The organism is Francisella salimarina (genome assembly GCF_007923265.1).
Taxonomy (GTDB): domain Bacteria; phylum Pseudomonadota; class Gammaproteobacteria; order Francisellales; family Francisellaceae; genus Francisella; species Francisella salimarina.
In genome coordinates, this window is the sequence record NZ_VOJA01000004.1 from 91,311 (window position 1) to 104,153 (window position 12,843).

Genomic DNA, 12,843 nt, shown 5'->3' on the forward strand with positions numbered 1-12,843 from the left:
TATTACTTTTAAATATGGCGATTTATATAATGGTTCTTTATAATTTCGATAGATTATAAAGGAGGAAAAAATGCAAAATCAAAGTTTACTTATCAAAAATGCTACAGTTGTAAATGAAGGCAAAACATTTAAATCTGATGTTTTCGTTGAAAATGGCAAGATTGCACAGGTTGCTGCAAATATAGACAAACCCGCAGATAAAGTTATAGATGCTACAGGCCTACATCTACTACCAGGTATGATAGATGATCAGGTGCATTTCAGAGAGCCTGGTCTTATGCACAAGGGTGAAATCGAGACAGAATCAAAAGCTGCTGTAATGGGTGGTATTACGTCATATATGGAGATGCCAAATGTAAACCCAGCGACTACAGTTGTAGAGCGTTTAGCTGAGAAAAAAGAACGCGCTGCTGCTAGGTCTCATGCTAACTATGCTTTTTATCTGGGAGCGACAAATGATAATGTTGAAGAGCTAAAGCGCCTGAAACCAAATGATGCTTGTGCTATCAAAATCTTTATGGGAGCATCGACTGGTAATATGCTAGTGAACAATCCTGAGACTTTAGAAGGTTTCTTTAGAGATAGTCCACTTCTTATCGTAACTCATTGCGAAGATACTCCTATGATTACAGAGCTTGAGAACAAGGCTCGTGAGAAATATGGCGAAGATGTACCATTTGACCTGCATCCAGAGATTCGCTCAAGAGAAGCTTGCTTTAAGTCATCAGAGCTTGCAGTTGGCCTTGCGAGAAAATATAACTCAAGACTTCATGTACTTCATCTAACTACAGCGGAAGAGATGGTACATTTTGATAATTCCATTCCACTTGAGGAAAAGAGAATTACAGCAGAGGTTTGTGCCCATCATCTATTCTTCTCGCGTATAGATTATGCTGAGAAAGGTGCTTTGATTAAGTGTAACCCAGCTATTAAAGAAGAATCAGATCGTTTGAAGCTACTCGAATGTGTTGCAAATGACACTATTGATGTAATTGCTACAGATCATGCCCCACATACTTGGGAAGAAAAGCAAGGCACTTACTTCAAAGCTCCAGCAGGCTTGCCATTAGTTGAAGAGGCTCTTATATCTGTATTAGAACATTATCACAACGGTTTCTTAACTCTTGAGCAAGTTGTCCAAAAAACTGCTCATGCTCCAGCTATAGTATATAAGGTAAAAGATCGTGGCTTCATCCGTGAAGGCTATGCTGCTGACTTAGTACTTGTAAATCTAAATGAGCCACATACTCGTACTGATGAGTGCTCTCATTATAAATGTGGTTGGACTCCGTTTGCTGGTCGTACTTTTAAATCAAAAGTTCAAACAACTATTATCAACGGTGTTGTGAAGTACCATAAAGGTAAAGTAGTCAGCGATCAAAGAGGGCAATGCTTAGAGTTTAATCATGAGTTTTAAGTAATAGTTTCGCTATTTACTTCGTAAGTTATAGCGACATACTTTTTTCATGGCAGCCACACCCCGCCATTAAAATGGCACCCCTCTCAAGAGGGGAATTGTATGCAAAACTGCCTAGCACTACGCTATCGTAGCCAAAATTAAATGGAAAATAAAAAACTCACTTCGTTCATACAGTTTTATTTTCTTATCATTTGCTTTTGAAACTACTAGCCGCTAATATGCTGATTCCCCTTCAAATATTGAAGGGGTGGCTTGCGAAGCAAGACGGGGTAGTATTTTACTATTTTATATACTCATCAAACCAAGCGATTTGCTTAGCTAATATCTTCTGTAGAGGCTCACCTTCATAACATTCATAGTGACTAATTCCTTCTAGAATCATTAGCTCTTTTGGCTCATTAGCTTTTTCATATAATATATGTGACTCTTCAACTGGGTTTACAGAGTCAGTATCAGAAGCAACTATTAGTACAGGGATTCTTAAATCGCCAATATAGTTCTCAGGTTTGTGCGACATAGTTTCATTAACTGTAAGAAATGGAATCTTAATATCAAAAGCATCATACTCTTTGCTATATCTTTCATAAAAGCCTTTAGACTGCTCATCTGTAAGTACTTTATGTAAAGGTACCATCATCTCTTTACCAGTTTTTTCTTTTTTAGCTAACATTTTTTCAATCATGCCAAGGAATTTCTCTTTTTCTTCATCTGACATGTCGCCTGTGATTACTCTCTCACCATTAGCAAAAGTTAGCTGAACTGATAGACATTTTACAAGATCATTTTGCGCAGCTGCTGTGATAGCGTTAGCACCACCATACGAAGTACCCCAAAGCCCAATTTTATTAGAATCAACAAAATCTAAACCAGCAACATAATCAATCGCAGAGTGAATGTCTTCGATTTGTAGTTTTGGCACTAGTCGACCTCTTTCACCTTCGCTCTCGCCAAAGCCTCTATAGTCAAAGTTAAGTACAACATACCCAGCCATTGCAAAAGCTTCTGCATATGCCGGTAACAATACCTCTTTAAACCCAGCAAAACCATGACATAAAATTATCGCGGGATATTTATTGTTTTGATCAAAGTTTTCAGGTTTATATAGCTGTGCTGATATATTACATCCATGAGATGTGAAGTTTACTTTTTCCATATTTCTTCTAGTTGTTAGTTTATATACTTGTGTAACTTTATTTTAGCAGAAATTAAGAGTGGTAACTTGTAGAAGAGATTTTTATATACAAACTTATTATGACAAAAGAGTATACTAGGTGTAAGTAAATCTTATTATAAACATTGAACATGGATAAACAGCAAATAATTACTGCTACACAAAATTGGGTTAAGACATTTGTTGTTGGTATGAACCTTTGCCCATTTGCTAAGCGTGAAGTTGTTAAAAATAGAGTTCGTTATTTTGTCTCACAAGCAATAAGTCCGGAGCAGTTATTAGCAGAAGTACAGGCAGAATTAGAGCTATTAGAGAGTGACACGAATATTGAGACAACTCTAGTTATTCATCCGTATGTTTTACAAGACTTCTACGACTACAATGACTTTCTGTATGATACAGATAATCTTTTGATTGATCTGTCATTAGAAGGAGTTTATCAGATAGCAAGTTTTCATCCTGATTATCAGTTTGAAGGGGTAGAATTAGATGATGTTGAGAATTATACAAACCGTTCGCCTTATCCGATGTTGCACTTGATTCGAGAGGAGTCTCTTGAGAGAGCAATAGCTAATTATCCAAATCCTGATGATATATCTCAAAGAAATATTGATTTGATGAATGAGCTAGGATTAGATAAGGTTAAAGCTTTATTGAAATCATGTTTTGATATCTGAGGCGAAAAGTCTTTTGATTAAATATTTAGTCTGTATGTTTTTAGCTTTATAAAAGCGTTAAAAGCTTAATTTCCTTATATGCTCTAGTTAATAACTATATTTTTGAAAACTCTTAGGGTACCTGTTTTGACTACTTTATATCTTTAGTTGCTATTGCAAATTACATTATGATTGAGCTTCACATTTAATGATTAGTTTTTAAATAAGATAAAAAAAGGATAAAATATGATTAGAAAAAAAATTACACTAGCGCTTTCGTTAGCTACTACTGTTAGTTTATTACCTAGTGCTTCATTCGCAGCAGAGAACTCTGGTGGAAGTGTAGCCTCTAGTGTTGCGAATATGATTTTAGGTCAAGTGGGGGCAGGAGCTGGAAAACAAGCAACTGCATTTGCAACTGAATTAATGAAAGGGATACTAATATCTTATGGAATTTATGAAGATCCAAATCAGAAAATACTTGATAAGTTAGATGCACTATCTGATCAAATAGCAGATCTTCAAACCACTGTTATATCTAGGTTTAATTATATTGATAGTCAGTTTTATAATTTATTTTCACAGAGTGTTGAGGATGCTTCTTTAGAAATGATTGAGACTTCTGAGTTTATAAATGTTAAAATGCAGACCTTAATAAAGACGATTTCGTCCGGTAATTATTCTGATATACTGGATAAATATTATAAGAATTTTGACTTTGATAATGTCTCTGATAGTAATTTAGAGTTATTGTCTAGAAGTTTTTGGAAGGAAGTTTTAGAGCGAGATGCTGCTAGTGGTAATTCAGCAGGAACTGTTAGTAGAGACTTGGAGCATATCGTGGATGCTTTGAACCATGAAAAATATTCTATAAAAAGCCAAAGTATGCATTTAGATAGTCTATATTCAAAGATTGATAAAATGGATTCAAGTGGTAATGTTATTAGTAATTTGTATGAGCAAATTGATGCAAACACTATAGGAGGTGGAATTAAGAGTACAGATACTGCTGACTCAACGGGTGTTTGTTATGGAGATGCTGCAGCTGCTAAATATCTAGGATATACCACAGCGTATACAGCGGCTTACAATTTACACGCACTAGATACTATTTTTGAGAATGCAAATGGGTTTTCAAGTTATGCAACGAATAATAATTCTGTATCATATATGTTGGAAATACAAGATAATGCTCGGAATGAGATGTCTAGCTGTAACTATTTTGGAAACTTAAATGGATCAGCGTGGCCTGGTGTAACTTATATACCGTTACTAAAGGAAAGAAAACCCTTTCTTAAAGTGTTTATTCCTGTGTTAGATCCAAAAAGTCGTACTCTTCCTGATGCTAAAAAACTTGCAGATACAGCATCAGTAGATGATGCTGAAAAATACTTAGCAAGAGAAAAAGTTATGTTTTTAAAATCTTTATCTAGTCATGTTAAAGAGCTTAAAAAAGCAGCATACACAACATCTAAAGATACTTTAGTTGCAGAGTATGAATTAAAAGATACTTATGATATCGATAATTCAGCGTTATTTTCTTATGAAAAAGATAGTTTGAAAGCTAAGGTTTCATGCACATATACTAACTGTGTAGTGAATGTTGAAAATGTACCTACTGATGGTTATACCATACGTTCTATAGATGATGGAATCATGAAGAGCCTCACTAAAGGCGATAATAAAATATCTTTTAATTATCCAACTGATTGGTCTAAACCGGGTAAAGATGTTATTGTTGTGGAAGATGAAAAAGGTAATGAAGTAAAAGAAATTAATATCAAAGCTCTTCTACCTGTCAGTGCTGGCACCGTCGTGGGAGATCATAATATCGAAACTAATATGAAAGGCTCTATGTTTGAGATTGTTTATCAAGCTCATGAAGGAGATCTTTCATATAGTATGAGTTGTACAGAGTCAAATCATAATGGGGTAAATAAGCCTAGCTCATGCACACCATATAAAATGTACATTAATTCTCCTGGTCAACGCGATGAGGAATATAATATTGTTTTTGATAATGGTTTGATAAAACAAACAGCCACTTATAGTTGTAAAACATCTAAATCGAAAGCTGTTTGTACTGGTATTACATGGGGTACTCCAAAGATTATGAAAGATTTTAGTAGTTAATGTCTTTCTGTGAATAGTCAATTACTTTATTTATTTTCTATAACTGACTGATACTTAAGGCTTAAAAATTGGTTGATTAACTAGGATGCACAAAAATAAATATTCATCGTAACCAAATAAAAGTACAAGCTAGTTTAATCATCCCTAAATACGCTGAAATGGTTTTATCAAATCTGGAAAACACTCTTCTAAAATGCTTAGTTTTAGAAAAGAAATTCTCTATCAAATGTCTTTCTTTGTATATTTGAATATCAAAATCTATAGGATTTATAGTATTTGATTTACAAGGAATGACAGCTTCAGAGGATATATTTTGAATATGTTCCCTAATCTCATTAGAGTGATATGCTCTATCAGCAATAACTTTTGTATTATATACATTTTGTAGTAAGTCTATAGCTACTTTACTATCATGAGTTTTACCTTCTGATAGTAATATTTCCATTGGGTTGCCTAAAGCATCAGTCATAGCATGAATCTTGGTAGTTACTCCTCCAACTGATCTACCAATTGCTTGGTTATTATCTTTATCATATCCTGTAGCACAAGTATGTGCTCTTGCTATTGTTGAATCAAGCATAACTTCTTGTAAGTCAGGATTTTGTACTGACTTAAATAATCTAGAGAATATGCCTTTATCACACCAATCTTTAAAACGCTTATGTATTGATCTATATTTACCATAATAAAATGGTAACATTCTCCATTGACAGCCTGTACGTAACACATAAGATACAGCTTCAATAAACAATCTTAATTTGGCTTCATCATTGGTATGTATACCTTTTTGTGATTTTAAGAATAATAAAATACTTGACCAGAATACTTCTTTTATATGATAATGCATTTTGCTAAACCTTTGATATTTATTACTTTTCAACTTTTAAATAACAACGGTTTAGCTATTTTCAATCGAATTTATGTTTTTTGTCCACAGAACCTAGTTTTTATGCATAAAACCTAATGATTTTTATATTAATACCTGTATTTATCCAAAGATTTATGAAACTATATGTGCTCCTAAAAATAGTTTAGAAGAAGGTCACAGTAGCTATAGTGACTACTAAAGTTATTTAAAAGCTATTGATTAATCTAATATTATTATTGCAATGACAAATTATCACAAAAAAAGGAAATTGTAATATGTTAAAAAAAATAGCTTTAGCAACAACTCTCTCGACGATGTCTATGATAGGTTCAAATGCTTACTCAGCTAGTCTTCCAGGCTTTATAAGTATTGAAAATATTCTTGGAGCTGCAACTAATCTTCCTCCTGAGTTTGGTGGAGAATATGCAGCAATGGGTCTTAAAGTATATGGGAAAGTAAAATGCATTATACAGGATTGTCCAGAAGACCCTATTTCGAGGTTGCTAAAGGGGATGGATAAAAAGCTAGATAAGATTATTGAGAGTATAGAAAAAATTGAACAACAGTTACAAGAAGGTTTTGATAGTATTAATGCTCATCTAACCCAGCAAGACCGAGATCAATTTAAAAAAGAGCTCAACGATTTAAAAAATATTATGGAAATCCCTAAATCAATTAATAAAACCATACTTATAGCTCTTCAAAACCCTATATATGATGGTTTCTGGGAGAAAAACGCTTTGAAATATAATCAGCTTAGTGAAAGTCAAGACGGTATTGATCTTCTAGGGGATGTTTTTTGGAAAGATGTTGTGGCATATGATAGGACTGTTTCAAGCGCAGACAGATACCAAACAGTCTCATACCAACTTAACGAAGTTGCACCTGATCGCCTTAGACAGGCTTCATTTAAAGAGATCGTTGACGGTGTTGAATCAATGTATGATGTCCTGGATCGTATCTATTCTGAAAATAATAGTCAAAATCAAAAACTTTTTAATCAGATTAATGAGGCGACACTAAATACAGACTTACTTGGTTCAAATACATCTATGTCATCTATTTGTAGTGGAGAAAAAAACTCTTCAGTTACTTCAGTATATGCCTTGGCTGCTCAGGCTATGTCTTACACTTATGGTGTATACTCAAATATGATTGACGCATCTGTTACTGATAGAACATATAGTACTTTGGGTGAAATGAAAGCCAGCTATGATATTCAGTTGCAGAAGCTGAAAGATCTAACTCAAAGTGAAATGAGGTGTAGTATGTTTGGTAATGAAGTCGAAGGGTTTCCTAATGTTACTTATACTACTCTAACAAAGAATAATGAAAGATATTTGGTAATGTATACAAAAATACAGAATCCTTTTGATATTCCTTCAGCAGTAGACTTTGCCAATGCAAATTTTGATAATGATAAAGTTATAAGCAATATGAGTGTTCCACAAAAAAATATAATCGAAAATGTGTTATCAAAGAAAAAGGCTAATAGCGAGATTGAAGCTGCGTTTACACCAATATGGTTTGATGGCACCTATTTTATAGCTAAGTATAAATTAGGTAATAATGATATTGTTTCTGATGATAAGTTTAGTAAGGATAAAAAAATTGATGGTTTAATATATGGCTATCAATGTAATCAAAATACTTGTAATTTTCATTTTAATGCTGATGAAATAGGGTACGAGATTGATTTTAATCGTGAAAAAATAGTAGATTTAAAAAAGGGTGCACAGGTTGTATCTCATGAGTTTAGTTTGAGTGGACATGAAAAACAAGAGGAGTTTCCTGTTTATTTTACTGTTCGTAAGGGTACGATGGATCCAGTAACTCAAAAAATTAATATTAGGATGCCTGCTGGAGCATCTATATTGTTCGATATTGATGATTTGAAAATCACGCGACATGATACTAGAGGATATGGTAACCAAGGGGTTATGGTTGAGATTAAAGATAGTGCGCCAGAGGGGTTTAAACTTGGTCGTGACTCATATGCTATAGGTAGAGATGCGGATTATTATAGAACTGTATATGTTAATGATAATAAAATTATTTTTGATGCACCAGGATCATATAAAAACACTCCTAACTTTACAGATCTTTACTTATACATAAATAAAGATCTATCTCAGAAAGTGCATATTAAATGTGATGGCTATAATGAAAATTGTAAGGTCGAAGATTGGTCTTCTGTAAGAAGTATTGATTATTCTAGAACATTAAAGTATTACACAACAGATGATCCTAGTATTGATGTAGATAGTTCTTGGTTGTATTATCTCGAACCGTCTCGTAGCTATTCAAATGGAATTAGCTATACAAGACCAGTAAGAGTGGGACATGAAAATCATGCAAAACACAACTACAGATATTCTGGAACAGAAATTGAGTTTAAATGCCCTGTTGGATATGGGATTCCTAATGTAGTAGGATCTGACCTAGCTTTAGGTGAGAATATGATTCTTAAATCAAAAGATGGAGAGAAGTATCCTGTTAGGTATCTGGCATTAAGTGGTAGCTATGTTATTTACCTAAGTGCTGAAGATAGTCGTAGCAGTAGTTCTAAAATAACTTATTTTAATAATAAAACTTTAGAATATCCTAGATTTACTTCTAGTCGTCAAAAATATAATACGGAGATTACATGTGTTGCAGAAGATGCTATAGATAAATTTGAATTAGCATAGATACAGGCTTTCTTTTCGTTAAATTATCTTTAAAAACTAGTTTAACTTAACTGGTTTTTGAATTTCTTTTCAGTTTATTGATCTTTGATTATTTGATTTTATATTTATATAATGTATCTATGATCATAGTCAATATGGATAGATATGAGAAAGGTTGTTCATTGGATTGATGATGAAGTAAGTAAGCTTGACATACTGATAAAACAAATACAAAAACAAAATATCTTTGTTAGGACGTATAGATCAGGAGAAGAGTTTTTTGAAAAGTATCATCCAAGTCCAGTAGAAATTATATTTATCGATTATTATTTAGGTATTGGTAGTACAGGGCTGGAGCTGTTATATAGAATTAGAAAAGAGAAGATTGAATCTAGAGTAGTTGTTATTTCAGGAATGCTAGATGTAAAAAGTACTAGGGATTTAATTTTTGCAGGTGCTTCAGATATAATTGAAAAACAAAGTCCAATAACATTACTTAAAGATATTTTTACTCAAATTTCTCAAGTTGAAGCAAGTTATAAAAGCTCTAGAGTTCGAGATATTTATAATGCAATGTCAGAAAAACAGCAGAAAGTATGTGATGGAATGATAAAAAGGCTTTCAACTACAGAGATAGTTAATCTAACAGGGCTTGGATATTCAAATGTACGTAAATATAAGGGTCAGATCTTTAAGCTATTTAGAGAAAAAGGATATATGATTAGTGGAGCTAATGATATAAGTAAACTTTTTATGAAATAAAAGGTATGAAAAAATTTAAAATGTTTATGCTACTTACTTTATTTAATTGTAGCATTTCGTATTCAACTGATTCTGTTAGATTATTATCATGGTGGGATGAGCCACTGTATGATTATATGTTTAGTACTATAAAGCATAGTTGTGATGTTGATTTGGCATATCAAGGATACGTTGAAAGTAATCAGTTTATATCGTTGTTAGAGTCAGGAAAACATTGGGATATTGTTGTTTTTGAAGGCACATTATTTAATATGGTCAAAAAAAATCTATCTAGGGATGATATTGATATTAATACCGATCTAAAGGCGAAATATCCGGAGTTTATCAGGAGAGAGCTTCGTGAGAATCTAGGAGATAGTCTAAAATACTCTAACTTGACATTTTTTACTATAAATAATCTAGTTATATTATATGATCCAAAAGTTTTGAACATTTCAAAAGATACTGATATAAAATCCATTATAAATCAGTTAGATAAAGCCAATAAAGACTTAGTATTATTGGATGATGCTAATATTATTAGCTCTATTATGGAGGCTGAGGGATATGAATTATCGTTAAGAGATTTTTCGGAGCTATTTAATTATAAAAAGATACTTATTCAAAATTATATAGATAACTATGAGGATATTGGAGCCATGCTTATATGGAGCGCATTTGCTCTTGAATACTTGAATAAAGTTAAAAATAAAGGTATCGAACTTAAGATAGCGGAAATTCCTAAATATCAGTTTACGACAGCAAACTATATCGGTCAATTAAGTAAAGATGAAAATACTAAATGTGTAGTTGATGTTTTGACAAGTGAAGATTTCTTTTTAAGGTCTAAAACGACCTTTGACTTCACGCCCTATGTTAATTATGAATCCATATCTGATGAGGAGTTTTACAATCTTTATAGACGCTTCTATATGCAAGGATCTGAGTATAAGTTGAAGTGGATAGATAATAAAAAAAATAGCGAAAATATATATAATGCTTGGAATAAAATTTTAGTACAAAAAGGCATATAGAATGATTTATTCAGCAAAATCGTTAAGCCAAAAAATTAATAAGAAAATAATATACATTATACTTGGTTCATTAATGATAAATATTTTACTTTTTGGTGTAATTTTCTTTTTGTACAAAGAAAAGGCGAAGGATCTAGAACAAAAAAATATAACAATTATAGTTAGATCTTTAACTAGTCAGCTTGAAGCGACTATCAGGGCTCTTGCTTCACAAACGGATTTTTTTAATTTACTTATATCAAATAAGTTTTATTTTGAAGGAGTACCACAGTATAAAAAATACTCACTAATGCGAGCATTCTCATCCAATATTTTTGAAAGCTATGATAATAGTGCCATAGGGTATAGAATTTCAAATAATAGTTTTAATTTATTCGATGTAGGCAAGTCTAGTAAGTATTATATTTCATATAGGCTAAATTATAGGGATGATATATATGATATTAGGGAAACGTCTTCAAATTTAGGTAATATAATTATCTTTTTTGATAAAGATAAACTAATACAATACTTAAACTCAAAAAATCTAATATTATCCTCTACCAAGTATGGTAAGCTTTTGCAGCAGGAAATACAAAATAAGTCATCGAATCTTATAAAGAAAGTAAGCTTTCCAAATATTTATATAAGGAATTATGATGGGTTTGTTGGTTGGAGATTGATAATTTTATTTTTATTATCATTTATGTTTAATATTTTATTTTTATTTTATATTAGCTGGAGAGTTGTAAAGTACTATGAACATTATTATGTCAATCCTGTGTTAGAAATTTATGATTCTTTGTCAAAAAAAGGAATTGTAAAAAGGCAAAAGTATTATGTTAGAGAAATACAGAGATTAATTAATATTATTAATAAAGCTAAGAAGCTTAGTAGGCTTGATACATTATCCCAAATTCAGCATGATTTAAAACCTGCATTTATACAATTACAAAAACTAGCTTCTGAGATAGAAGATCACAAAAAAAAATATATAATATCAATATCTGAGTATATAAGGATGGCTGTTCTCAATAAAAGTAATGAGATTAGATCTGAAAACTTATCTTGTATAATTGCACAGTTAGTAAATAGTACATACTTTAGCTATAAGGAGATATTTGTAGTTGATTATAGTAGGTATTGTTTCTCTAAGGTGGATAAGATTGTATTTTCGCGTATTATATCTAACTTAGTTAATAATGCTATAGAAGTTAATAAGGGTAGGATAGACCTTAAAATAAAACTGTTAACAAAAGTAAGTTTTGGAAACGTATATGTTACAGTTGAAGATAATGGCGTTGGCGTTGGTAAAGATAGGTTGGAAGAAATATTTGATAAAGGGCGCTCCTTTAATTATAGTTCTGGAATCGGTCTATTTTTTTGTCGAGAAGCCGTTAGGGAGTATGGTGGAGATATATCTTGTAATTCTGATAGTGAGAGCACAAGATTCACTATAAAGCTTCCAGTGTCTGCCCCAGAATATAATTATATAGATTCAATTTATATAAATGATAAGTCCAGAATAGTCATTATTGATGATGAGCAACCATCATATTTTAGACATATCGAAGGAATAGATCAATATGATCTTTATCTCAATAGCTGTAAGAGTGTAGAAGAGTATTTTAGCTCCGTAAGTATAGATAAAACTGATGATATTTATTTAATTGATTATAACTTTTCTAGTACTATGACAGGAGTAGATATTATAGAAAAGTATAATCTTATAGGTAAGGCATATGTAATAACAACTGTTGCTGATAATTTGCGTCAGAGAACTTCTGAAAAATTAAAGGAACTTATCCCGATACTTGATAAATCTATTGCAAACGTTATTCAGATAAAAAATGTTAGATTTTTTGACTATTTTATTTTAGAGGATGATGTGCTGATATGTAAGATCATGAAAGATAAAGCAAAATTAAATAAACAGAGGATTTTGATAGCAAATAATTTTTTGCAGTTTAATATGATTAAAGAAGTTCTTTATAAGAGTGATAGAGTGGTACTGGATATTAATATTAAAGGGAGTAGTATCAAAGGAGATCACTATGTTAAAGAGCTAAAGAAGCAAGGTTTTTTGAATATCTCTGTACAAACTGGGCATTCAAATCTTAATTTAGGAGAAGGTGTTCGTATTATAGAAAAGGGTAGCTTTTAAGACTATTT

The 12,843-nt window shown here is 31.9% G+C and carries 8 protein-coding genes and 1 pseudogene; 7 read left to right on the plus strand and 2 right to left on the minus strand.

The window, feature by feature from the left end:
- The first annotated feature begins 70 nt into the window (after positions 1-70).
- Positions 71-1,417: a dihydroorotase gene (locus FQ699_RS05925; RefSeq protein ID WP_146421560.1), complete on the plus strand. Its 1,347-nt coding sequence runs from the start codon at positions 71-73 to the stop codon at positions 1,415-1,417.
- A gap of 283 nt (positions 1,418-1,700) precedes the next feature.
- Here FQ699_RS05925 and uilS read toward each other — a convergent pair.
- Positions 1,701-2,576, minus strand: a pseudogene (gene uilS, locus FQ699_RS05930) (UilS family quorum-quenching N-acyl-homoserine lactonase); the annotation flags it as partial.
- Between the two features lie 146 nt (positions 2,577-2,722).
- Here uilS and FQ699_RS05935 point away from each other — a divergent pair.
- Positions 2,723-3,268 carry a DUF1415 domain-containing protein gene (locus FQ699_RS05935; RefSeq protein ID WP_146421562.1) on the plus strand — a complete coding sequence of 182 codons (546 nt, stop codon included), beginning with the start codon at positions 2,723-2,725 and terminating at the stop codon, positions 3,266-3,268.
- 225 nt (positions 3,269-3,493) lie between these two features.
- Positions 3,494-5,380, plus strand: a complete 1,887-nt coding sequence (locus tag FQ699_RS05940) for a hypothetical protein (protein WP_146421563.1) — start codon at positions 3,494-3,496, stop codon at positions 5,378-5,380.
- A gap of 103 nt (positions 5,381-5,483) precedes the next feature.
- Here FQ699_RS05940 and FQ699_RS05945 read toward each other — a convergent pair whose 3' ends face one another.
- Positions 5,484-6,227: an IS5 family transposase gene (locus FQ699_RS05945; protein WP_146421564.1), complete on the minus strand. Its 744-nt coding sequence runs from the start codon at positions 6,225-6,227 to the stop codon at positions 5,484-5,486.
- Between the two features lie 296 nt (positions 6,228-6,523).
- On the opposite strand from FQ699_RS05945, the gene FQ699_RS05950 reads away from it, so the two are divergent.
- The 4 genes from FQ699_RS05950 (at position 6,524) to FQ699_RS05965 (ending at position 12,835) form a co-directional block, all read left to right on the plus strand.
- Positions 6,524-8,938, plus strand: a complete 2,415-nt coding sequence (locus FQ699_RS05950; RefSeq protein WP_146421565.1) for a hypothetical protein — start codon at positions 6,524-6,526, stop codon at positions 8,936-8,938.
- Positions 8,939-9,082: 144 nt separating this feature from the next.
- On the plus strand, positions 9,083-9,679 hold the full coding sequence (locus FQ699_RS05955) for a response regulator (protein ID WP_146421566.1): 597 nt from the start codon (positions 9,083-9,085) through the stop codon (positions 9,677-9,679).
- A 5-nt stretch (positions 9,680-9,684) separates the two neighbouring features.
- Positions 9,685-10,692: a hypothetical protein gene (locus tag FQ699_RS05960; RefSeq protein ID WP_146421567.1), complete on the plus strand. Its 1,008-nt coding sequence runs from the start codon at positions 9,685-9,687 to the stop codon at positions 10,690-10,692.
- A gap of 73 nt (positions 10,693-10,765) precedes the next feature.
- Positions 10,766-12,835, plus strand: a complete 2,070-nt coding sequence (locus FQ699_RS05965; protein ID WP_179951676.1) for a sensor histidine kinase — start codon at positions 10,766-10,768, stop codon at positions 12,833-12,835.
- Positions 12,836-12,843: the final 8 nt, after the last annotated feature.

Excerpts from the sequence above, each read along its gene's own strand:
- FQ699_RS05950 (WP_146421565.1), top strand. The coding sequence starts at position 6,524 with ATGTTAAAAAAAATAGCTTTAGCAACAACTCTCTCGACGATGTCTATG.
- FQ699_RS05945 (WP_146421564.1), bottom strand. The coding sequence starts at position 6,227 with ATGCATTATCATATAAAAGAAGTATTCTGGTCAAGTATTTTATTATTC.
- FQ699_RS05965 (WP_179951676.1), top strand. The coding sequence starts at position 10,766 with ATGATAAATATTTTACTTTTTGGTGTAATTTTCTTTTTGTACAAAGAA.
- FQ699_RS05935 (WP_146421562.1), top strand. The coding sequence starts at position 2,723 with ATGGATAAACAGCAAATAATTACTGCTACACAAAATTGGGTTAAGACA.
- FQ699_RS05960 (WP_146421567.1), top strand. The coding sequence starts at position 9,685 with ATGAAAAAATTTAAAATGTTTATGCTACTTACTTTATTTAATTGTAGC.
- FQ699_RS05955 (WP_146421566.1), top strand. The coding sequence starts at position 9,083 with ATGAGAAAGGTTGTTCATTGGATTGATGATGAAGTAAGTAAGCTTGAC.
- FQ699_RS05940 (WP_146421563.1), top strand. The coding sequence starts at position 3,494 with ATGATTAGAAAAAAAATTACACTAGCGCTTTCGTTAGCTACTACTGTT.
- FQ699_RS05925 (WP_146421560.1), top strand. The coding sequence starts at position 71 with ATGCAAAATCAAAGTTTACTTATCAAAAATGCTACAGTTGTAAATGAA.